Below are 20,652 nucleotides of genomic sequence, written 5' to 3' on the forward strand. Positions count from 1 at the left end.
GCGACCGTAACGGCGTGGGCGTGACACCTCGCGGCTGCCGGCTCGCGCGCGTGGTGTTCCTGCATCCACACCGGGGATCCCAACACCCGAAACAGCATAGCACCCGGCGGCACGCCGCCGGGAACGACGACTTGTTGCCTGGAGGGCAGGATGAGCCATTCCGACCCATTCGCGTCTCTGACGCCCCACACGCCTTTCGACATCCGACGCCGCAAGGCGCGCCTCGTCGTGTCCCCACGTGGCGGCCCGATCCGGCTCATCATCACGGGCCGCAAGGTCATCCCCACGGGCCGTTGGTACTCGACGAAGAACGGTCGCTGCATGCCTTGGGAATCGAAAGCCGAGCGTGACCTCTGCATCGTCGCGGAAGCCGACACGGACGTGATCCGTTTCCTCGTCCAGCCGCACAGGCTCGAAATCGACGTCGGCGAGGCGCGTCCGCTCGTCTACATCCCGGATGCCGAGCACGTTCTTGCCTCCGGCGTGACCGAGATCATCGAGGTCAAGAGGGCGGGCGAAAAGCTCGAACCTGACTACGAGCGCAAGCTCGAACTTGCCGCCGAGATCTACCGAGGTCTCGGGTGGCGGTTCCGGATCATGCGTGACGCCGAGATTCGGCGCGAGCCGAGGTTCCCTAACGCGAAGATCATCGCGAGCCATGGTCCGACGCTCGTCACGTCCGAGGAGACGCTGGCGGCCTTGGACTTAATCGATCGTCCAGGCGGTTCGACCTACGGGTGCGTCGGGGACGTCCTCGGCGGCGGTCCTCAGGGCGTCGCAAGGCTGCATGCGTTGGTCGTTCGTCGGTTGCTCACCTTCGATCTCGATCGCCCGATCCGATCCAATATTCCCGTGACGCTGGTCGCGGACCACCCCGACCGCCGGAGGCCCGCATGATCTCGCTCGCCCTCTCTGTCGGCGACCTCGTCGAAATGGATTTCGGCGACCGGATCGCCCGATTCCGGACCAGCAAGGAGCTGGATGGCTCGCGCATGCTGTTCCTGCGTGAGGATACCGACGGGGAGATCATCCTCCCGGAGCGGCAGATCGAGGAAATGGTCGGCTCCGGAGCGTTCCGCAGGCTGCGCCGGCACACCACACGGGCTGGTCGGCCCTCTTCCTACGACAACGATGACGCCGTCCCGCCCGAAGGCGCCAGCCTCCCTGCGCAGACGAGGTGTTTCTACGTACGCCAGTGGGACAAACAGCCGACCGCTCTCAGCACCAAGGCGCTCGAAGGATTCATCGAACGAAACCGCCCGATCGCCGTGAGGAAGGGCTTCACCTGGGAACCCAGCGCCGGAACTCTTCGCCGCGCCATCAACGAGCGCGGGGAGAGTGGATCCAGGCCTGTAAAGGTCATGGAGAGAAGGACCGGCAGGGTACCCCGAGCCCCGAGACATGGCATCCTGGCCGGCGAGATCATGCGCCGAACGGTCGCTTGGTTTTACGCCGCTCGCCCCCGGACGGTGACCGACGCTCACGCCCGCCTCGTCACCTTCACGGACCGCGTGAACCGGTTTGGCCGTAGGGCCTTCTTGGCCTGGGCTGAAGTCACGCTGCCGCACAGGGAAACCACACGCCTCCGCATCCGAGCGGGGGAGTGTTACGACACTTTGGCCGCGAAGTTCGGACCAATCGAGGCCAAGAAACTTCTCGGCACGGGCCCGGGCCTGTCAGCCGACAAGATCCTTGAGGTCGTGCTGATCGACTCGACAATCGGCGACGCTTGGATCTTCGACGCCGAACGCAGTCTGCCACTCGGGCGCCCGACCATCACGGTGGCGATCGACGTGTATTCGCGCATGGTGCTCGCCATCGTCGTGACCTGGGAACCGCCGTCGCTCTACACGATCGGCCAAGCGCTGTACCAGACGTGCCGGCCGAAGCACGATTGGCGTGAGCACTTCCCGAACCTGACGCGCGACTATGATGCGTGGGGTAAGCCCGGCACGATCATCGTCGACAACGCCTGGGAACAGGTAGGCGTCAGCTTTCAAGACGCCTGCGAGGACGCCACGATCTCGGTCGATTGGGCGCCTGTCGCCAATCCCGAGTACAAGGCGATCGTCGAGCGGTTCTTCGGGACCCTGAACACCTTGGTGAACCATCGGTGCAGGGGAGGTGTACCGTTCCCTCCCCACCTCATGCAGAAGCTCAAGATCAATCCTGCCAAGGAGGCCATCGTCGAGCTGGAAGACTACAAGGCGTTGCTGCACCAAGCCGTCGTTGAGACCTACCAGACCGAAGTTCACACGACGCTCGGGAAGGCTCCCGCGCTGGCCTGGCGCCAGTCCAAGGCCGTGCATGGCCGTGCGTTCATCGACGACCTCTCTCAAGTTCGAACGATGGTTGGCGCGCTCGCCCGCGCGAAGCTGCGCCGGGACGGCGTCCGTGTCCGAGGCCACCGGTTCCACGACCAGGACGCGACCACGCGCCTCCTCGATGACCTCGCGCACCACACCCCCATGCGCCAGCGCCCGAAGGGAGGCGCCACCGCGGCCATCAAGGTCAAGTACGATCCGGCCGACTGCTCGTTCATCGACGTCTGGAATCCCGTAGCGAAGAACTATGAGCGATTGCCGAACGTCGACCGGCGTTTCGCGACGGGATTGAGCTTCAGGAACGCGGACGTGATCCGCGAATGGGCTCAGGCCGAGAACAAGGCTTTCTTGAGCGACGAGGAGAAGTGGGCCGCGCGCAACGCGCTCCGCTCCTCCATCGAGCGTGCCACCGCCGGAAACGCTCGGTACGGCTTCATCCGCAAGGCGCGCCGCATGCTGCATCCACCGAAGCCCATGTCCGGCGACACGGTTGAATTCGTCACCGCGATGCCCACCGCCGCTGGCCTCGGCCCGACCGACATCGAGGTACGCGTCGCCATGCACACGCGCGACGACGACGGCATGCCCGAGATCGGGCCGCAGCGGGGCAACCGCAAGAAGCCGAAAAAACCTCGGAAGCCGGCCGCAGGTTCGTTGGAATCCGCAGCGGCGGAGCCGGATGAACTCCGAAGGCAGACAGCAGATACACGGCCGCCCGCATCCGGCTTCGGGTTCGATGCGGACGAGATCGAGGCGGCTTCCAACCTCGATTGGGTGACCCGAAAGGACAATGGCCGATGACCTCCCAAACCGAACGCCTCCTGAATTCCGGAATCGCTTTCCAGGAGATGCTGGTCATGCATCCGCGTCTCACGCAGACGCATCAGCGTCTCGACGAACTGCGGGCGCTCGGCCGCGCCACCCGAGGCAAGCCGCAAAAAATCCTGCCGATCATCGGGCCATCGGGTTCGGGGAAGACGACGAACTTCAAGACCTGGAGGGATGGCGTCGCAACCAGCGTACTCCCCGGCTCCAACAGTCCGCCGGCCATCCTCCACGTGACCTTGAGCGCGAAGTGCTCGGTCAAACAGCTCGGGGCCGACATCCTGCAAGCGCTCGGCCAGTTCGGACTGCCGGTCGACATCGTCGACGACCTCCGAGGTCGCCAGCGCGGGCGGAGGACGCGTCTTATCGACCCGTTCCACGATCTCAAGGACGCGGTGTTGATGTACGCGGCGGCGGTCGCGCTCGACAACGCGGGGATCGAGTTGCTTGCCATCGACGAGTTGCACCACCTGATCGACAAGGACCAGAAAGGCAAGATCGCCTGGACTGTCAGCGAGGCGCTGAAGGTACTTGCCGACATGGGCGTCTGTCCCGTCGCCGTGATCGGGACGTCGACGGCGATGCGGATCGTGTCGGCGAAGAACAACCCGCAGTTCGCGGCGCGTTGCGCTGCCCCCGTGATGCTCGACCCGCTCGACATCACGCTGAAGGGGGATCGAACGCTGTTCATCGGCTACATCGCCTCCCTGTCGAAGCTGCTCATCAAGCATGGGGTCTTCGACGAGGATCAGGGCCTCACCCGAGAGGATTTCGTCGCCTGCTTCTACGACGTTTCCAGGGGCGTGGTCGGGACGGTGTCACGCCTGGTCGACAACGCCTCCGCGATCGCCATCAGGGAGGGCAAGGACAGGATCGGGCGCGAACACCTAAGCGAAGCCACGCGCACTTGGGCGATGCCCATGGACCTCACGGACCACGATCCTTGGATGAAGGGGCCGCGTGACCTCAAGCTTTTGAAAAAGGTGCATTAGAATGCCTGGGAGCACTTTGCAGTCGTTCGAGACCGTGGAGGGATGCGGGACGCTGCCATGGAGCCGTTCGCCCATCCCGGGTGAATCGATCATGGGCCTCCTGGCGCGGACGGTTGCGCATCACGGCATCGACCGCATCGCACCGGTGTTGCGGATTGCCGGCATCGACACCCTCTTTCCGGAAGCGCTCCCGACCACGCACCGGAAAAAGGCTAAGGCCATCGCCGCCCTCCTCGGCACCACGCCCGACGAGGTCAAGCTCAGATGTCATCAGCCTATCGACGTCCCCGGCCGGCCGAACTCGTTCATGAATTTCTTTGGCACGCCGATCCGAGAACACTATCGGGAGGCGAGACGCCGTCGCTTCTCGCCGGCAAGTCTCGCCACAAGCCCGCACCATCGCGCCCTCTGGGACTTGAAGGTCTTCTCGTTCTGCCCCGAGTCCAGGGAGACGCTCATCTCGGCCTGTCCGCACTGCGATGCCAAACTCGGATGGCGGTGGACGGTCGGCATCGCTTCTTGCGAGCACTGCGGAGAAGACCTGCGCGACGCGTCGACGTCCAAGGTAGAGTGCGTCGATTGGGAAGCGCTCGATTTCCTGGTCGACCTCATTCATCCGGACCCGGCGCGGCGAACGCGGGCTCATCGCAGCCTCCCGCACCCCTTGTCTGGGCTCGATAACGGCGAGGCGTTCGAGGCATGCATGGCGTTGGCTTGCGCCTCAACGTTCGCATCCGATGCACCCGAGAAACGGCTGGTCCGCTCCACCGGGTTTGCCGCCGTCACTCCCGACGCGCTCGCGTGGGGTGGTCGGACCATCTTGGAGTGGCCGACGAGCTTCCAGGCTTGGGCCGGTGTCGCCGGCTTGGCACGCCCGGATCAAGGCATCCTCAAACGGCGCCTTGGAATGCTGGCTCGATTGTTCGCCGATCCTTACCTGGCACCTGCATTCAGGGAGCAGATGCGTCGCGAGTTGGGCATCGAGATTTTCAGGTTTGGCTTGAAACTGCGCCGACCTCATGTGCGTCGCCCTTCCGATAAAGGGCGTGTCGCAGGAGAACCGTATGTACGGCAGTCGGCGGCTCCAGGGCGGTCATCGCTCGAAAAGCCACCGATCCCCAAGAGGGGTGCCGCGAAGTTGCCGGTGGTGCGCCGCGCCAAGATTGGCCGCAACAAGATCGCGATGCAACTCGGGGTGGACTGCCTGACCGTCGCGCGGCTAGCCGACGCCGGCTTGTTCTCACGTGTCGACGGCGCCTCTGCGTGGTCCAAAGCGGGCGAGGCCTATGATCGGTCGAGCGTCGATGCCTTCGTCATGAGGGCCAGGGGCGCCATCCGCGCAAACCCTGAATCCTGCGACGCGGTGCCCCTCGCCATTGCGGCAAGGCGCCTGCCTACCGCCGCACCGTGGGTCGGAATCTTCCGCGCCATCCTGGTCGGCGCCCTCGAAGTTTACCCTTGCGACGGCGAGGGAGAGCGCGCCCTTACGTCGGCGCTGAACGTCGTGGAGTGGCGGCTCCGCGACTTGGTGTCATCCGTTCCGCCCGAAGTCGTCCTGACGCCCAAGGGGCAGCACGTCAGCCTGAGGGAGGCTGCGGCGATGATCGGCGTCACGGTCTCGATCGTGCAGTCCATGGTCGAAGATGGACTGCTGATCAACGACCCTGCAACACGCCGCCTACGGACGGCCGACGTCATCGCGTTTCGCTCCGCCTTCATCCTGTCCGGCGAGGTCGCACGACTCCTCGGATATTCTGGCAGCGTCCGAGAAGTCCTCTTCCATCAGGGTGTTTCCCCCGCAGCGACCCTTCAGCGTGGCGAAATTGCCTTATGGCGACGGGAGCAGGTGGAGGTGGCCATCGGCCCTGCAAGGCAGAGATGCGCCTAAATCAGGCTTAGCTTGGGGAGACCTGAATCGGTTTAACTTTGGCTGGCTGAATCAGCTTTATGTTGGATGTCTTGAATTCAGTCATCCCCTCAGAGGGTTAGGTGAATCACCCTTGGCTTGTCGCCTCTCTCGCAGTTCGTCGAACGTCGCCCAGGCGCAACGCGTAGCAGTCATCTGAGTGCGTTCTAACTAGACCGAGCACGCGATATACGGGTTCGCTTCGGTCGTCAGAAACATTTCGCGGATGCGATGACCTCCACTCTCCACCAGCGAACGCGCCATGTTGGGCAGCTCCGCGATGGCCCTGTCACTGTCGTCCATCGCTATAGGATTCGGCGACTCAGGAGCGTCGAGCCGCATCACCTGGTCCTTGCCGACCAGAAGGAAAGCCTGCCCTAGCGCATTCAGGGACTGCGCCTTCATCGCCCCCCGCAGCGCGTCACGCCACTGCCACATGCCGCCAGCCGAGCGGTCTTCGGAGACCTGGAACGAGGATTCGCCACAGCCCAGGCTCAGGATTTGCACCTGCCGCCGGTCAATGTCGAAACAGGCCAAGGCGTCCACCAAGCCGATCATGATCGGATTGTTCGCCCATAGACCGCCATCGATCAGTTCGTAACCAAGTTCTTTCAGCGACCGAAAATAGGTTGGCGCCGCCGACGTCGCTCGACCGACCCTGACCATCTTCTCAGACCGATCCTTCTTGTAGTCGGGGTGGTGAGGCGTCTTGTAGACCCACGGCTCGCCGTGCCGGCCTTCGAAGGCCGGAATGCAGAGCCGCGTCGTGGCCTCGCCGAACAGCTTGTGATCGAATACGCGAAGCAGTTCCTGCTCCAGTATGTCGGCATCGTAGACGGCCGCGACCGTGCGCTTGGCTTTCTTGAACAACCCCCTCGCAGCGCCGCTTATCCCCTTGGTTGGGAAGATGTTGGGCCCGCGCTCGATGTAGAAGTCGCGCAAACCCTTGCCGGTCATTCCCGAGGCGAGACCCATCGCGATGAGGCCGCCGGTGGAGGTGCCGGTGATCATGTCGAAATGGCTCGCGACGGATTTGCCGCCCAGGAAGCGGCCCTCGATCTCAGCGAGGATGGAAGCCGGCAGGATTCCGCAGATGCCACCTCCGTCAATGGAGAGAATGCGGAACGGCCGCTCCGGCGACCAGGGCTGTTGAACGCGGAGGTTTTGAATCGTGCCGTCAGAGCGGCGGGGGGGCATGTAGTTCATCGGGGCGCTCCGGTCGGCAGTTGCTGGGGATGGCGGCCTCCTCCCGTCCACGTCCCGGTCGCGCGCCATCCTTCATAACAGGCGAGCCAGTCGCTCGTGTAAGGGACAGTCGTTCGGGACAGTAGGTCGGCAGGCGTCCACTCCGTCGTGTCGGGATCGAAGAGGCAGAGAATCGGTACAGGTTCTCCCTCCACTCGGTAGACGTGCGGCAGGTCGCCCTCGGGATCGCCTCGACGTGGCGCCAACCTGGGGTTCAGCACTCGAACCCGGGGCTGCATCGAGAGCAGATCGATGCGTTCGAGCACCGTTGGCACGCGGTAGCTGATCGCGACCGTGTAGGTCCGCATCAGCGGCTTCAACGTGCCGCGCCAGATCGCGGAAGGGCCCTCTCTCTGCATGACCTCGAACGACGGGAAGTCCGATTTCAAGGCAGCGATCTGGTCATCGATGTCGGGGAAGATCCTCACTTCAGGAGCCCGCCCATGAAAGTGTGGGCGCGCGCGGGCGCCGCCGTGGCGGCCGTTGCCGTGGCCCCGGTGATGATAGCGGGCCGGCTCGGGACGAAGACTGAACCACGGCCCGTGTGCGCATGCCGTCCGTGCTGCACGGCGCCTCCGATACGCTCGTTGAAGAGCTTCAGGCTTCGCGAGACGACGTGGTTGCCGAACATGCCGCGAAGGACCTCTCTGAGTTCCTCCTGGGACATCTCGCTGCGCTGGGCGAACTCGATGGTGTCGCCGAGGTCCTTCACCTTCCGACGCCACTCCTCCTGGTCAGCGATGGTCGCCGGCCAACGGTCGGTGAAGACGTCCCGTGCGAACACGGGGTTCGCGACATGAAGCCGATCCCGGCGGCTGGTTGCCGCGGCGATCTCCCGCTCGATCCAACGGCAAAGCCGCACCAGCATGGCGGACAGGCTGAGCCCCGGCGTCGCGGCGCGACCGGCATAGTAGGAAAGCATGACGGAGGGAGGGACCCGTCCGGCGTAATCCGCATATTGCACGTTGCGGAACCGCTTCAGGAGCTGAAGCGCCACCGTGGCGGTGTTCTTCGCGATGAGCGGCGTTTGATCGGGAACCTTGTCGTGCTCGGCATCGGCTCGGAACTCCATGCCGCCCGACTCATAGTACCTGCGCGCAAGCTCGAACGCGAAGTTCCACTCCATCGGGGTGTTGGCGCGGTACCAGACCGCGAATCCGTGGGCGTTCATGGGAACGTGAAAGTGATCTGCCCTGGGCTCCTCGCGCTTGGCGTGGAAGATGTGGCTTTCGCGCTCGCCGGGCGTGTTCAGCCGTGACGACGGCGTCACGTCGATGTGCATCCCGTCCGCATAATAGATGGTGACGCAGCGTGTCTGTCGGACGATGGCCCTCTCGACGGGGTAGCCCTCCAAAGCCTGTTCGAGGAGGTCGAGCGGCACGTGCGGCGCGATGAGCGGATCGACTGACAACTGGGCCACGACATCGATGTCGTATTCGTCGTCGGTGCCACGGGTCGATACCGTGGCGTCGATGGCCATGCTGCCCTGCGGCGTGAAGCGCAGCACCCTGCCTTCCAGGGGGCTGCCGGGGCGTTCGATGTAGGCCCGGACTGACTCGTCCCGCTCGCAGGTCTTCGCGTGAAGGCCCGGCGGCAGTTGCACGTTGATCGCGATATCGGCAAGAATCGCGTCGAGCGGGTGCAGGAAGGGATTCGAGGGTGGGTGGGAAACCAGTCTGTTCATTCGACAACTCCTTTCGGGCCACATGCGGAGCGCCCGATTGGCGTTGCATCAGAACCGTCACCACCTTAGGCGCTGCTGCGGAAGCCACGCGGACATGCGACTTCGATGTCCGCGTGAAATCTTCTACGGCGCCTAAGGTGGTGACGGCAGGGACAAGGATTCCCTGATGTCCGATTCCGCACTCGGGTCCCCTGAAGGCGACCAGGACGAAGCCGAAGCGCTGACTCTCGAAGAGGTGCGAGTCGCGATTGAGCATCTCGGGCCAGCGGACATGCTGCGTCTCGCGAAGGCGGCGGCTCACTTCGAATACAGGAATGGGCGGCTTGCCCGCGACTTGAGGCAGGAGGCGTTCGTCCGAGTGCTCGACGGTCGGCGCAAATGCCCCCGGAACGTGAACTTGGCCTTGTCCCTCTCCAACGTCATGCGCAGCATAGCTTCCGAGAGGGACCGGGAAGCAGAACATGCCGACATCGACGAGATGATCGCTGCCGACTCGCTGGAAGCCGGGTCGATGAGCGGAATTGGCCCTGATCTGCTGGAGCAGGTCAGGGGAAAGCTCGATGGCGAACAGCTTCTGAGTGAGGCGCTCCGCCTCTTCGAGGACAATGAAAGGGCGAAGACGATGTTCGAGGGAATCATTGAGGACATGGAAGGCCAGGAGCTGCGGGAGCTGCTCGGCGTATCCCAGGTCGAGTTCGATACGTTGCGCAGATTGGTGCGGCGGCGGCTGGATAAGCATTTCCGAGACCGGAAGTCATGACCCGGGATCGAACCAGCGACGATACAAAGAAGCTCGCCAATCTCGACAAGTTCGTGGAGGAGCAACTGTTCGCAACCACGGACGAGGAACTGCTGCGAGAAGCTTCGGAGGATGGCATCGATCTCACGAAGCTGAGGAACGAGCACCTTGCGTCGCTGAGCGAAGCAGGCAAGGTCGCGGGCCGCAACAGGCAGGCGGCGATCCGAGACGAGATGGCTCGCGACCGCGCCAAGCCGCCAGCAGTTCTGGACCTCAACCGGGCGCGCTCGAAGTACGAGCAATTGCTGGCTGGAAACGACAATGCCGCGACGCGCATGACGATGGCGGCCCGGAACCAGGACGGTGATGCAGAAGCCGACATGGACGGCATGTTGGAGGACTTCGCAGAGCTTGGACTCATCAAGGATGCGGACAAGGACAAGCCTGGGCCATGAGCCTGTCGAGGGCGGAGGCGATCCTTGAGTCGTTGGGCATCGACCGTCCGGAGGACATCGACCTTGAGATGGTGGCGTGGAGCCTGGGAGCAAAGGTCAAGTACCGGCCTCTCTGTTCGTGCGAGGCTCGGATATGCGGCCATGGGAACAAGGCGATCATCACCGTCGACGACCGGAAGAGCGCTCGGCGCGTGCGCTTCTCGCTCGCCCACGAACTTGGACACTGGACGCACCATCGGGAACGCTTGCTGATCTGCCGTTCCGTGGACATTGGCAAATCCTCGGGATCAAGACGGGACGCCACCGATCCGGAGAAGGTTGCAGACCGTTTCGCTTCGGAACTGATCCTCCCCTCCTACATCCTGCACCCGATGTTGAAGGGCTACAGGACGCTCAACCTGAAAACCATGCGAGAGGTCGGATCGGCGTTCAATGCCAGCCTGACGGCGACCGCCATCCGCATCATGCAAAGCAACACGTTTCACGCGATGATCGTCTGCCACCGGCCTGGCAAGAAGCCGTGGTTCGAACGGGCCGACTGCGTGCCAGATCGTTGGTTTCCGAAAGCCACGCTCGACTGCGAGAGCTATGCGAAGGAGGTTCTCGCCAACAAGACGGAGCAGGTCCACCCGAGGAAGATCGGAGCGGACGCTTGGTTCGATCGTCCCGAGGCGGAGCGCTACGAAGTCTCGGAACAGTCGTTTCCGCTGCCGAACAACGAGGTGCTCACGCTGCTCACCTTTTCCGATCCAGCTATGATGGAAGAGCAAAGGGAACGGCGCCAGTACGGTCTGTCGATAGACCCAGCCATACGCGTTCGCTGAAACAGGTCTTTTCATCCCCTCAGCGGGTGTCCGGCACAGAACGGTTGCCGGGGTGAATCAGCAGTATCTTGGCAGCCCTGAATCAGTTTTGTCCTGTGCAGTCGAATCAATTCTGTCTTGGAGTTTGCGAAAGCGACTTGTCGTCAGGCATTTGAGCGAATCAGGCTTGACTTGGATGGCGACCTTGGACGGAGGGTCGTCGCGAAATGGATGATGGTCGCGCCCTGCGTTCGTGACGCTTGCAATTCGAAGCCGTCCGCGGGAGTCGCTCACTTCCTCAACGGAGCAGGTGCATGCCGAACTCGAATCTGTCGGAGCTTGTGAGCGGCAAGAGCGAAGACCTGAGCGTCGAGTACAAAGCTTGGATGGACACCACCCAGGGTCCAGTCCGTGCCAAATTGGCGAAGCACATCGCTGCGCTGGCGAATCACGGTGGTGGCTACCTGATCTTCGGCGTCGACGACAAGAGCCGTCTCCCCCAAGGCGAACCCGGCCCTGGGCTCGATCGCAGCATGTTCTCCCAGGACGCCATCTCCGGAATCGTCAAGAAGTACCTCGATCCCCGCATACAGGTCCGCCTGGAAGAAGCCAGCCATGACGGCGTTCTGTACCCTGTGATCGTCGTGCCTTCGCATGCCGGAAGGCCGATCATAGCCGTCACTGATGGGCCGCAGGAGAACAATCGGCCGGTCGGCGTTCGCCAAGGGGAGATTTACGTCAGGGCTGCTGGGCCCGAAAGGGCCCAGATCCGCTCCGCCGACGACTGGAACGCATTGCTGGATCGGTGCCTGACGCACCGCGCGGATCTTCTGGGCAATATCGTCCGGCAAACCATCGCACGACCGGGTCGGCCGAGCGCTATCGCTATCGACGCCTTGCTGGAGGCGGTGGAGGCCACCGCCAGTGACTTCTCCGAGCAGACCGGCGAGTTGGCGCCGCGCGTCGCCGCATCCGACCAGAAGAACATCGCTCAGGCCGGCCAGAACTTCAGTACGCTCGCCTACGCTTTGGTCGGCGACGATGGAGAACTGATCGAGCTGGGCAATGTTCGTGGCCTCAACCAGCGCGCTTCCATCGCCATGGGTGAGGTGGCCTACATCGGATGGGCCTCGTTCCTGCCGCTGAACGTGCCCGAACGAGCCCCCCAGCTCAGGACGGGCCGGCTCCTCGGGCGTGATCGAAGCTATTTGGAAGGCATGCGCCTTGCCGCCAGCGCCGTTATCGGCGGCTCCCTGGATTATTGGCGCATCTATGAAACGGGAATAGCGGCGATATCGCAAAGTTATCCGGAGGATAACGGCGGCCTGCGTTCCGGAATCCCTCGCCGCATCGAAGTCGGCTTTTCGCTTCTTCGCGTGCACTCTCTCCTGGCCCATGCACGATTCATGGGACAGGAAATCCCAGGTGTTCAGCAGATCGTCGTCCGCATGGATTGGCGAGGGATGGCCGGACGCATGCTGACGTGGGACGAACAGAGGTTTGTCACGCCGGGCCAAGTGGCCGACGACCGTTTTATCCACACGGTCACGCTTCCATGGGCCCGGCTTCGGGATACGTACTTCGACGCTTTCACCGCCGTCATCATGCCGATGTACAACCTGTTCCCTGAAGCGGGGTGGGGCACTCCCGACCGTTGGTTCAATCGCGGGGTGGTCGAGCGTGAGTTCGGCAAGTTCAAAACGGGCGGCGTTCGATTGTTTGACGATTGAGTGCTACAAAGTATGCATTGTAATTTGCAGGCCCCGATCCGCGTAGTTTGCCCTGAATCGGTACTAACTTGGCCGCCCTAGGATCTGAATCACCCCTAAGTTGGAAATTGAATCACCTCTAAATTGGCCGCTCAGGGTGAATGAGAATCAGTTTGAACTTGGCACGACACCTGAGTAGGCACACCGATATCTGCGGCTTGGCTCCCTCCGTCCTGAAGCACGAAATGGCCCATGATTGCCCCACGCCGCGCTTCACCCTGCTGGGGGCACCGCTCATCATTCCCCGTTCCGCCCCGCTCTCGGCGACACCGTCAGGCCGAGGAACACCATCACGGCCAGGTTGAGCCGCACCACATCCTCGTCATCCAGCCGGCCGATCCGCTCGCTGGCCTTGGATTTCGGGACGGTGGTGATCTTGTCCACCATCAGCCGGGAAGGAGCGCGCAGCCCGTTGCGCTCGCTCGGTTCCACCGGCAGCCGGAACAGAGGCGTTTCGGTCGGGTCGGTCGTGAAGGCGCAGACAGTGATGGAATCCGTCGCGTCGAAGGCGTCGTCCTGCACGATGACGACCGGGTGCGGCTTGCCCGCATAATCCTTTCCGCCAGAGACGGTCCAGATGTCGCCCCGCCTCATTCATTGTCCCAGCCCGACACCGCGTCGATGAACGCCTGATCTTCGGTCGCATGAATGCTCGCCGCCACGGCCAACGACTGACGGTGAGCCTCCGAACGGAAGGACGGTGCCCGAACATCCGGCACCCAAATTTGGATCGGCCGCAGTCCCTGCGCGCGCAGCCGATCGCGATGCTCCTGCACCTTCACGCGGGTCGGCTTAGGGTCTCTTGTCCGCGCCATGACTGGCAATCCGAATGAGTTACATGTAACCTATCATGAGTCGTATACCCTGGCTATCTCCCGGTTTTGCAACAAAGAAGAGAAGTCCCATGGGCCCACTCTTCGCCCCTTTACGGGCCAACGACAGACAAACTATCGAGCGACACGGGACCGTCCGGACCTGAGAAGGACAAGGAATAATCGCTGCCCTGCTGCTGGGAGAAGCCGGTGAGGCGGTAATGCCCGGTATCGTAGATCGTGACCTGACCGTCGCGCTCGATAGCCAGGCGGCGGCGTTCGGGGAAACAGGCGTAGCGCATGCCATTTTGCGCGCCTGAGGAAGACGCCGATCCGAGATCGGAGGGCCACCAATGGGCCGAGCCATGCCGGCCGACGGCGCCTCCGGTACCGCCGTTCGTTCCGGTCGCTGTCGAACGCGCCGCGCGTGCAGCGGCGCTCATGTCTTGGCAAAAGCCGTTCACCCTGGCCTTCAGCCCGTCATTGAACATGTCGCCGATCTGGGTCATGCCGTTCGACCATTGGCCCATGCCGCCGAGTTCGGGATGGCTGAATTGTGCTTGGCCACCCCCGCCGGCCACGAGGGCGCCAAACAGGGCTTCGGCGGCGGCCAGGCTGAAGCCATGGCGGCGGGCGGCTTCTGCAAGTTGCTCCGGTTGTACGCTCATGTTGCCCTCTCTGATGTTCCAATGAAATGGGCCATCCCTGGTCGCACGCAAGCGCGGCCTGGCTATTCGGCATGCCCGATCCGTTGAACTGCATTGAAGCGAGGCACAAAATGCCGAAGGCCGCTGCCGGCGCGGGGTCATCTGTCGCGGCACTCGCGGTGTCGCCGCCTTGTGAAGGCCGGAAAGGCCGCCTTATAGTCGTGGCGAGGACGTGACACGCGCGGCCGAACCGGAGTCGGATATGGGACGCGGGCCGGAAACAATGGAATCGAGCCTGCTCGACCGTCTCATCGGGCGGGCCAAGGCCGTATTGCTGTTCGAGCGTGTCTGGCCCCCGATCGTTCTCGGTCTTGCCATCGTCTCCATTTTCTTCGTTCTGTCATGGCTCGGCTTGTGGCTGGTGCTGCCGCTCTGGGGGCGGGGCGTCGGCCTTGTCGTCTTTGTTGCAGCCTTGGGCTGGGCCGCGTCCCGCCTCCTCCGCCTGCGTTGGCCGCGGCGAGCCGAGGCTCTGGCCCGGCTCGATCGTGACTCGAAGATTCCCCACCGGCCCTTTGCGACGAGCCAGGATGCGCTCGCCAATCCGGGTGCCGATCCCGCGACCCGCGCCCTGTGGGATCTCCATCGCAAGCGTCTGCAGAAGGCAGCCACGGGCACGCGCGTGGCGGCGCCGTCGCCCCGCCTGGTCGAACGCGACGCTTTCGCGCTGCGGGCCGGCGTGATCCTGGCCCTTGTGGCGGCTGGTTTCGTTGCCGGCCCGGACAAGGAGGGGCGCGTGGCGGCGGCTTTCGCGTGGCGAACCGACGACAGCGGCCGGCTCGGGACCCGGATCGACGCCTGGGTGGATCCACCAGCCTATACCGGGAGACCACCCTTGGTTCTGATGGGCCAGGGGACGGCGACGAGGCAACAGACGGCCGAGGCGATCAGCGTGCCGGTGGGCTCCACCGTCGTGGTCAGAGCTGCCGGCCCGAGCCTGGTCGACGTCACGACCGACGGCGGCTTGCGGCCGGCGCCCGTCAAGGAGGGCGCGAAGGCGCCACCGGCGCCGAAGCCGGGCACGACGGGACTGGATCGGCACCTGATCCTCTCCGGTGACGGCACGCTCACGGTGACGCAGGACGGCACGACGGTCAGGACGGTTCCCCTGAAGGCCATCCCCGACCTCCCGCCCCGTATCGCGCTCAGCGGCGTTCCGCGCCCCAATTATCGGGGATCTCTCAGTCTCGCCTACACGCTCGAGGATGATTACGGGGTGGTCGGGGCCGAGGCCCATTTCGACCATCCTGTCATCGGCGGCAAACCCGTGACAGGGCGTACGCTGGTCGATCCGCCGAAGGGTGTGCTGAGCCTGCCGGCCACGCCCGGAGCGCTCGGTGATGCCAAGACGACCCTCGACCTGTCGGATCACCCGTGGGCGGGCGCGCGGGTCACCATGACCCTGACGGCACGCGACGAGGCCGGCAACACCGGGGAAAGCAAGCCGGTGGATCTCGTCCTGCCGGCGCGTCCCTTCACCAACCCGCTCGCCCGAGCCCTCGTGGAGCAGCGCCGCAACCTCGTGCTCGATCCCGACAACCGCGACCGGGTGGCGGCCGCCCTCGACGCCCTTGCCATGGCACCGGAGGTCTTCGACGTACCGCTCGGCATCTATCTCGGCCTCCACACCGCACAGACGACGCTCGCTGAGGCGAAGACCGATCCGCAACTCGTCGCGGTCGCGGACTTTCTCTGGGCGATGGCCTTGCGCATCGAGAATGGCGACATGAGCCAGACCGAGCAGGATCTGCGGGCCGCCCAGAAGGATCTCAAGGACGCGATGGAGCGGGGCGCGCCGCCGGACGAAATCAAGCGCCTGACCGAGAACCTGCGCCGCCAGATGGACAAGTTCCTGTCCGAAATGGCGCGGCAGCAAAACCAGAACCGCGATCCCTCACAGCAGGCCCAGGGGGAACGCAACAGAACGGTCACGGACAAGGATCTGAAATCCTTGATGGACCGCATGGAGGAAGCGGCCCGCAATGGCGATATGGCCGAGGCGCAGCGCCTGCTGGATCAGCTCAACGGCATCATGAACAACCTGAAGACCGCGCGCCGCGGAGGCCAGCAGTCGCAGGCGGCGCGCGAGATGAACAATTCCATGAACGAGCTCAACCGCATGATGCGTGACCAGGGCGACGTGCGGGACAAGACGTTTCGGGAGGGCAACGGACAGGATCTCGATCAACAGGGCGACCAGGAGGCCGGGCAGGATCAAGATTCGGCGCAAGATGGGCAACAGGGCGATCCTGGGCAGCAGGGCCAAGCCTCGCCAGGACAGCGTGGGGACGGCCAGCAGCCCTCCCCCGGCCTGGGTGAATTGCAGCGCCGTCAACATGCTCTGTCGCAACAGCTGCAGGCGTTGCAGCAGCGCTTGCGTGGCCTGGGGTTGAAGGACGAGCAAGGCTTTTCCGATGCCCAGGAAGCCATGAAACAGGCCGAAAATGCCCTTGGCAAGGGTCAGAGCGGGATTGGTGACGCCGTTGGGGCCCAGGGCCGGGCCCTTGAAGGCCTTCAGCGCGGCATGAACGGAGCCGGCCAGCAGATGGCACAAGGCAGTGGCGAGGGATCCGGTCAGGCGCAGGCGCCCGGAGAGGGTGACACCCCGTCCGACGAAGGCGACGGCACAGACCCACTCGGGCGTCCGCGACAGGGACGCGGCTCCGCGCAGAACAATCAGCTGGACGTAAGCGGCGGGCTCGCCGCCCGGGCGGCGCGGGTCATGGAGGAATTGCGCCGTCGCCTTGCCGATCCGACGCGGTCGCAGGACGAGCAGGATTATCTGGAACGCCTGCTCAAGCGCTACTAAGGTCGGCGGCCAAACCCGAAAGACGCCCATGTCCTATACAACCGGCAATATCGTGTCGGGCGTCGCCCTCGGCCTGGTGGTGCTCGTCCTCTTCGCAGGGCTGATCAACATGTTGCGGGGCGGCTCGTCGAACACGTCGCAACGCCTGATGCGGCTCCGTGTCGGCCTGCAGTTCCTGGCCATTGTGGTCATGATGACGGTCCTGTACTTCCGCCACTCGGGTTGAACCTGAACGACGAGCCGGTCCGACGACCGCTCTGGCTCAGGCTTTCGCGCCAAATCAGGAGCCGCAATGGTCGTTCTCAATCGTATCTACACGCGTACCGGCGACGACGGATCGACGGCGCTCGCCGATGGGGCGCGCCGCAGCAAGTCGGATCTCCGGGTCGAATCCTACGGCACGATCGACGAGACGAACGCCGCGATCGGTCTGGCGCGCCTGTCCCTCGCCGCCCATGCGCCTGAGGTCGACGCCATGCTCGGACGCATCCAGAACGATCTCTTCGACCTCGGGGCCGATCTCGCCCGCCCCCCGGCGCCCAGCGAGGACGAAGGCCAGGTGCTCCGGGTGACGCAGCATCAGGTCGACCGGCTGGAGAGCGAGATCGACACGCTGAATGCCGACCTGTCGCCCCTTCGGTCCTTCGTTCTGCCCGGCGGCACCCCGGCGGCCGCGGCCCTTCACCTCGCCCGCACCATCTGCCGCCGCGCCGAGCGGGCAATCGTGACGCTGCGCGGGGAACCCGATGAGATCGTCAGCGAAGCGGTGCTCCGTTATGTGAACCGGCTTTCCGACTTTCTGTTCGTGGCGTCGCGCTGGGTGAATGCCAAGGGAGACGCGGACGTGCTCTGGGTGCCAGGCCGTAACCGCTGAACAGCTTGGCTCGCTTCAGGTTGAAGTCGGGGAAACGCAAAGCCTTTCTTCCCGTTGGAGGTTAGGCTTGGGAGTATATCGGCGTGCGGTCGAGCTGCGCGCCGGCCACGCATCGGCTCGATGACAGATCGCGGGAAAACGCCATGCCGAAGGTCGACGTCGCCACCGTGCCGGTCCACAAAGGGACGGGTTATCCGGCGCCCTTCGATCAACCTTGTGCGGATCGGCTTCGACAGCGGCTCGGCGATGCCGGCGGCCTCACCGAGGTCGGCATCAATCTCATGCGTCTGGCGCCGGGCGCCTGGTCCAGCCAACGCCACTGGCACTCGGCGGAAGACGAGTTCGTCTATGTGCTCGAAGGCGAGTTGATCCTGATCGAGGATGGCGGCGAGTCGGTGCTGCGCGCCGGTGAGTGCGCGGCATTTCCGAAAGGCTCGGGCAACGGTCATCACATGATCAACAGATCGGCGACGACGGCGGTTTACATTGAAATCGGCACGCGCTCCCCTGCCGATGTGACGACTTGCTCCGACATCGACATGATGAGCACCAACGCTGACGGTCGGTTCGTCCGCAAGGACGGCACACCTTATCCCGAATCCCATCCCGGCTCCTGATGAACGGAGCGGGCTGGCAGACGCGGCTCAGGCGTGCCCGGCCTCGCCCGACAACATGACCGGATCGATGCCGATCTTGTGCAGGGCGAGATTGTACTTCTCGTCGAGCACCGGATCGAACAGCAGGCTCGCGTCAGCTGGACAATTCAGCCAGCCATTGCTCTGGATTTCCGCTTCGAGCTGTCCCGGCGACCACCCGGCATAACCGAGTGCCAGCACGGCCCGGCGCGGCCCTTTGCCGGCCGCGATGGCGCGCAGGACATCGAGGGTCGCGGTGAGCGAGATCGTATCATCGATCGGCAGGGTCGAATTGTCGACGTAATAGTCCGCCGTATGGAGCACGAAGCCGCGCCCGGATTCGACCGGCCCGCCACGCAGCACCGGGACATTGTCGATCGGCGCAGCCCCCGCGGCTTCGCCGCCGAAGACGTCGAGCTGGACGAGGATTTCCGAAAAGGTGACTTTTCGCGCCGGCTGGTTGACGATGATCCCCATCGCGCCGTCCTGAGAATGGGCGCAGATGTAGATGACAGAGCGGCTGAAGCGCTCGTCCGCCATGCCCGGCATCGCGACGAGCATTTGGCCATCCAGATAGCCGTCGCGTTTCGATCTGGAACGAGTTTGCGTCATCTGGCGATTATGTGCCTCCCGGCGCAAGTGGCAAGAAACGATGTGAGTCATGGCAAAAGCACTCCGGACCCTTATTGCGGGACCAACACGGCGCGCCGTTTGCGCCGGCCTTGCGGCAGCGGGAACAGTCGGGCTACGCGCCGCTCGGGCGGAACCAGGCGGAGGTGTTTCGGACTGGTGGGAGGCCGATCATGTTCGCGTGCGGCTCATTGACGCCGGGCCGTCCCCGAAACAACATGGCGTCCGGCTCGCCGGGATCGAGATCGACCTCGATCCGATGTACCTGACCTACTGGCGATCGCCCGGGGACGCGGGTGTGGCGCCGGTCGCGGCATTCGAAGGTTCGACGAATGTCAAGGATGGCAAGATCCTGTTCCCTGCCCCGGGCCGGTTTTCGGAAGATGGCGCCGAGGCCCTCGGCTACAAAGGCGGGGTGGTCTTTCCCTTGGAGGTCACGCCGGCCGAGCCGGCCAAGCCGGTGTCGCTGGTGCTCACCCTTTCATTCGCCCTCTGCGAGCGGCAATGCCTGCCCGCGCAGGCGAAGTGCAAGCTGATGCTCACGGGAGATGGCCAAAGCCCCGAGGCCGGGCTCGTTCGTGATGCCCTGGCGCGTGTACCGGCGCCGGCGGGTGTTGGCGGAGCCGGGCCGCTGCGCATTCTCTCCGTCGAGGGGGATGCCGGGCAGGATCATCTGACGGTTCTGGCCAGAACCACCAGCAACGATATTCCGATGCTGTTTGCCGAAGCGCCGGACCCCTGGTTCGTTCAGGCCGGCGCGGGCTTGTGGTTGAACGACGGAAGCCTCAAATACACCGTCAATGTGCTCGCGAGGCCGCAGGACCCGGCGCCATTGCCGGTGCGCTTGACGCTGGTGGGGGTCGAAACCGCCATCGAAGTCCCGGTAACGCTCGACGCGCCGCCCCCCAAGCCCTAAGACGCCGACATAGCACGTCAGGAGAACATGATGGTCATTGCAGTCGGACAGGATCTGCCGGATGCCACGTTCCGGATCACCACGCCCGATGGCGTGGCGACCCGCAGCACGGCCGAGATTTTCAAAGGCAAGACCGTGGTGCTGTTCGCGGTCCCCGGCGCTTTTACGCCGACCTGTCACAAGAACCACCTGCCCGGCTACCTGCGGCTCGCCGAGGCCATCAAGGCGAAGGGTGTCGATACGATCGCGGTCACCAGCACCAATGATCCGTTCGTGATGGCGGCCTGGGCCAAAGAGAGCGGCGCAACCGGGCAGATCGAGTTTTTGTCGGACGGCAACGGCGATTTCGCCAAAGCGGTCGGACTCGACCTCGACGGGTCGGCGCACGGCATGGGCCTGCGGTCCAAGCGCTACGCGATGCTGGTGAAGGACGGCGTGGTGTCCCGATTGGCCGTGGAAGATGCGCCCGGCCAAGCCGAGGTCTCTGGCGCCGACGCCATGTTGAACGCGCTCTAACCAGGACCTTCCCG

Annotated in this window: 21 protein-coding genes; 14 read left to right on the forward strand and 7 right to left on the reverse strand. The window is 64.1% G+C overall.

The window, feature by feature from the left end; translation table 11 throughout:
- The first annotated feature begins 150 nt into the window (after positions 1-150).
- From M8523_RS17795 to M8523_RS17810, 4 genes are read left to right on the forward strand one after another with little or no spacing between them, the layout of a single operon-like run.
- A complete protein-coding gene (locus M8523_RS17795; protein WP_282586240.1) occupies positions 151-897 on the forward strand; it encodes a hypothetical protein in 747 nt (248 codons plus the stop codon).
- Positions 894-3,125, forward strand: coding sequence for a TnsB C-terminal domain-containing protein (locus M8523_RS17800; RefSeq protein ID WP_282586241.1), 2,232 nt, complete (start codon positions 894-896; stop codon positions 3,123-3,125). Before M8523_RS17795 ends, M8523_RS17800 begins: the two co-directional genes overlap by 4 nt.
- On the forward strand, positions 3,122-4,141 hold the full coding sequence (locus M8523_RS17805; protein ID WP_282586242.1) for a TniB family NTP-binding protein: 1,020 nt from the start codon (positions 3,122-3,124) through the stop codon (positions 4,139-4,141). The genes M8523_RS17800 and M8523_RS17805 overlap by 4 nt, the downstream gene beginning before the upstream one ends.
- 1 nt (position 4,142) lies before the next feature.
- Positions 4,143-6,029, forward strand: coding sequence for a TniQ family protein (locus M8523_RS17810; protein WP_282586243.1), 1,887 nt, complete (start codon positions 4,143-4,145; stop codon positions 6,027-6,029).
- 189 nt (positions 6,030-6,218) lie between these two features.
- Here the strand turns inward: M8523_RS17810 and M8523_RS17815 are convergent, their stop codons facing one another.
- The 3 genes from M8523_RS17815 to M8523_RS17825 are packed head-to-tail and all read right to left on the reverse strand — an operon-like array spanning position 6,219 to position 8,976.
- The gene (locus M8523_RS17815; RefSeq protein ID WP_282586244.1) at positions 6,219-7,253 is read right to left on the reverse strand and encodes a CBASS cGAMP-activated phospholipase; all 1,035 of its coding nucleotides are present in this window, start codon (positions 7,251-7,253) and stop codon (positions 6,219-6,221) included.
- On the reverse strand, positions 7,250-7,720 hold the full coding sequence (locus M8523_RS17820) for a type II CBASS E2 protein (RefSeq protein ID WP_345894262.1): 471 nt from the start codon (positions 7,718-7,720) through the stop codon (positions 7,250-7,252). The genes M8523_RS17815 and M8523_RS17820 overlap by 4 nt, the downstream gene beginning before the upstream one ends.
- Positions 7,717-8,976: a nucleotidyltransferase domain-containing protein gene (locus M8523_RS17825; RefSeq protein WP_282586245.1), complete on the reverse strand. Its 1,260-nt coding sequence runs from the start codon at positions 8,974-8,976 to the stop codon at positions 7,717-7,719. The genes M8523_RS17820 and M8523_RS17825 overlap by 4 nt, the downstream gene beginning before the upstream one ends.
- Positions 8,977-9,142: 166 nt before the next feature.
- Between M8523_RS17825 and M8523_RS17830 the strand changes: the two genes are divergently transcribed.
- From M8523_RS17830 to M8523_RS17845, 4 genes are all read left to right on the forward strand, one after another.
- Positions 9,143-9,736, forward strand: coding sequence for a hypothetical protein (locus tag M8523_RS17830; RefSeq protein WP_282586246.1), 594 nt, complete (start codon positions 9,143-9,145; stop codon positions 9,734-9,736).
- Entirely contained in the window at positions 9,733-10,170 is a 438-nt protein-coding gene (locus M8523_RS17835; RefSeq protein ID WP_282586247.1) for a hypothetical protein, read from the forward strand. The genes M8523_RS17830 and M8523_RS17835 overlap by 4 nt, the downstream gene beginning before the upstream one ends.
- Positions 10,167-10,994 (forward strand): ImmA/IrrE family metallo-endopeptidase, encoded by an 828-nt coding sequence (locus M8523_RS17840; RefSeq protein WP_282586248.1) that lies wholly within the window; start codon positions 10,167-10,169, stop codon positions 10,992-10,994. The genes M8523_RS17835 and M8523_RS17840 overlap by 4 nt, the downstream gene beginning before the upstream one ends.
- Positions 10,995-11,314: 320 nt before the next feature.
- Positions 11,315-12,703 carry an AlbA family DNA-binding domain-containing protein gene (locus M8523_RS17845; protein ID WP_282586249.1) on the forward strand — a complete coding sequence of 463 codons (1,389 nt, stop codon included), beginning with the start codon at positions 11,315-11,317 and terminating at the stop codon, positions 12,701-12,703.
- Positions 12,704-12,979: 276 nt separating this feature from the next.
- On the opposite strand, the gene M8523_RS17850 is transcribed toward M8523_RS17845, so the two are convergent.
- The 3 genes from M8523_RS17850 to M8523_RS17860 all read right to left on the reverse strand — a co-directional run bounded on the left by M8523_RS17850 (position 12,980) and on the right by M8523_RS17860 (position 14,222).
- Positions 12,980-13,336, reverse strand: a complete 357-nt coding sequence (locus M8523_RS17850; protein WP_282586250.1) for a type II toxin-antitoxin system PemK/MazF family toxin — start codon at positions 13,334-13,336, stop codon at positions 12,980-12,982.
- On the reverse strand, positions 13,333-13,557 hold the full coding sequence (locus M8523_RS17855; protein ID WP_282586251.1) for an antitoxin MazE family protein: 225 nt from the start codon (positions 13,555-13,557) through the stop codon (positions 13,333-13,335). The genes M8523_RS17850 and M8523_RS17855 overlap by 4 nt, the downstream gene beginning before the upstream one ends.
- Positions 13,558-13,667: 110 nt before the next feature.
- Entirely contained in the window at positions 13,668-14,222 is a 555-nt protein-coding gene (locus M8523_RS17860) for an SHOCT domain-containing protein (protein ID WP_282586252.1), read from the reverse strand.
- A gap of 241 nt (positions 14,223-14,463) precedes the next feature.
- On the opposite strand from M8523_RS17860, the gene M8523_RS17865 reads away from it, so the two are divergent.
- The 4 genes from M8523_RS17865 (at position 14,464) to M8523_RS17880 (ending at position 18,558) form a co-directional block, all read left to right on the forward strand.
- Complete coding sequence (locus M8523_RS17865) at positions 14,464-17,067, forward strand: TIGR02302 family protein (protein WP_282586253.1); 2,604 nt, start codon at positions 14,464-14,466, stop codon at positions 17,065-17,067.
- 28 nt (positions 17,068-17,095) lie between these two features.
- Positions 17,096-17,293, forward strand: a complete 198-nt coding sequence (locus M8523_RS17870; protein ID WP_282586254.1) for a twin transmembrane helix small protein — start codon at positions 17,096-17,098, stop codon at positions 17,291-17,293.
- A gap of 66 nt (positions 17,294-17,359) precedes the next feature.
- Positions 17,360-17,941 carry a cob(I)yrinic acid a,c-diamide adenosyltransferase gene (locus tag M8523_RS17875; protein WP_282586255.1) on the forward strand — a complete coding sequence of 194 codons (582 nt, stop codon included), beginning with the start codon at positions 17,360-17,362 and terminating at the stop codon, positions 17,939-17,941.
- 143 nt (positions 17,942-18,084) lie between these two features.
- Positions 18,085-18,558 (forward strand): cupin domain-containing protein, encoded by a 474-nt coding sequence (locus M8523_RS17880; RefSeq protein WP_282586256.1) that lies wholly within the window; start codon positions 18,085-18,087, stop codon positions 18,556-18,558.
- Positions 18,559-18,585: 27 nt separating this feature from the next.
- On the opposite strand, the gene M8523_RS17885 is transcribed toward M8523_RS17880, so the two are convergent.
- A complete protein-coding gene (locus M8523_RS17885; RefSeq protein ID WP_282586257.1) occupies positions 18,586-19,188 on the reverse strand; it encodes a YqgE/AlgH family protein in 603 nt (200 codons plus the stop codon).
- Positions 19,189-19,237: 49 nt separating this feature from the next.
- Here M8523_RS17885 and M8523_RS17890 point away from each other — a divergent pair, with 49 nt between their 5' ends.
- Together M8523_RS17890 and M8523_RS17895 are read left to right on the forward strand one after the other, a co-directional pair.
- Positions 19,238-20,122 (forward strand): protein-disulfide reductase DsbD domain-containing protein, encoded by an 885-nt coding sequence (locus M8523_RS17890; protein ID WP_282586258.1) that lies wholly within the window; start codon positions 19,238-19,240, stop codon positions 20,120-20,122.
- A 30-nt stretch (positions 20,123-20,152) separates the two neighbouring features.
- Entirely contained in the window at positions 20,153-20,638 is a 486-nt protein-coding gene (locus M8523_RS17895; protein WP_282586391.1) for a peroxiredoxin, read from the forward strand.
- Positions 20,639-20,652 lie beyond the last annotated feature (14 nt).

It is taken from the genome of Lichenifustis flavocetrariae, from assembly GCF_026130545.1.
Lineage (GTDB): Bacteria > Pseudomonadota > Alphaproteobacteria > Rhizobiales > Beijerinckiaceae > Lichenihabitans > Lichenihabitans flavocetrariae.

Excerpts from the sequence above, each read along its gene's own strand:
- M8523_RS17830 (WP_282586246.1), top strand. The coding sequence starts at position 9,143 with ATGTCCGATTCCGCACTCGGGTCCCCTGAAGGCGACCAGGACGAAGCC.
- M8523_RS17810 (WP_282586243.1), top strand. The coding sequence starts at position 4,143 with ATGCCTGGGAGCACTTTGCAGTCGTTCGAGACCGTGGAGGGATGCGGG.
- M8523_RS17885 (WP_282586257.1), bottom strand. The coding sequence starts at position 19,188 with ATGACGCAAACTCGTTCCAGATCGAAACGCGACGGCTATCTGGATGGC.
- M8523_RS17860 (WP_282586252.1), bottom strand. The coding sequence starts at position 14,222 with ATGAGCGTACAACCGGAGCAACTTGCAGAAGCCGCCCGCCGCCATGGC.
- M8523_RS17880 (WP_282586256.1), top strand. The coding sequence starts at position 18,085 with ATGCCGAAGGTCGACGTCGCCACCGTGCCGGTCCACAAAGGGACGGGT.
- M8523_RS17895 (WP_282586391.1), top strand. The coding sequence starts at position 20,153 with ATGGTCATTGCAGTCGGACAGGATCTGCCGGATGCCACGTTCCGGATC.
- M8523_RS17835 (WP_282586247.1), top strand. The coding sequence starts at position 9,733 with ATGACCCGGGATCGAACCAGCGACGATACAAAGAAGCTCGCCAATCTC.
- M8523_RS17815 (WP_282586244.1), bottom strand. The coding sequence starts at position 7,253 with ATGAACTACATGCCCCCCCGCCGCTCTGACGGCACGATTCAAAACCTC.
- M8523_RS17865 (WP_282586253.1), top strand. The coding sequence starts at position 14,464 with ATGGGACGCGGGCCGGAAACAATGGAATCGAGCCTGCTCGACCGTCTC.
- M8523_RS17795 (WP_282586240.1), top strand. The coding sequence starts at position 151 with ATGAGCCATTCCGACCCATTCGCGTCTCTGACGCCCCACACGCCTTTC.
- M8523_RS17855 (WP_282586251.1), bottom strand. The coding sequence starts at position 13,557 with ATGGCGCGGACAAGAGACCCTAAGCCGACCCGCGTGAAGGTGCAGGAG.
- M8523_RS17840 (WP_282586248.1), top strand. The coding sequence starts at position 10,167 with ATGAGCCTGTCGAGGGCGGAGGCGATCCTTGAGTCGTTGGGCATCGAC.
- M8523_RS17805 (WP_282586242.1), top strand. The coding sequence starts at position 3,122 with ATGACCTCCCAAACCGAACGCCTCCTGAATTCCGGAATCGCTTTCCAG.
- M8523_RS17875 (WP_282586255.1), top strand. The coding sequence starts at position 17,360 with ATGGTCGTTCTCAATCGTATCTACACGCGTACCGGCGACGACGGATCG.
- M8523_RS17870 (WP_282586254.1), top strand. The coding sequence starts at position 17,096 with ATGTCCTATACAACCGGCAATATCGTGTCGGGCGTCGCCCTCGGCCTG.
- M8523_RS17850 (WP_282586250.1), bottom strand. The coding sequence starts at position 13,336 with ATGAGGCGGGGCGACATCTGGACCGTCTCTGGCGGAAAGGATTATGCG.
- M8523_RS17890 (WP_282586258.1), top strand. The coding sequence starts at position 19,238 with ATGGCAAAAGCACTCCGGACCCTTATTGCGGGACCAACACGGCGCGCC.
- M8523_RS17800 (WP_282586241.1), top strand. The coding sequence starts at position 894 with ATGATCTCGCTCGCCCTCTCTGTCGGCGACCTCGTCGAAATGGATTTC.
- M8523_RS17825 (WP_282586245.1), bottom strand. The coding sequence starts at position 8,976 with ATGAACAGACTGGTTTCCCACCCACCCTCGAATCCCTTCCTGCACCCG.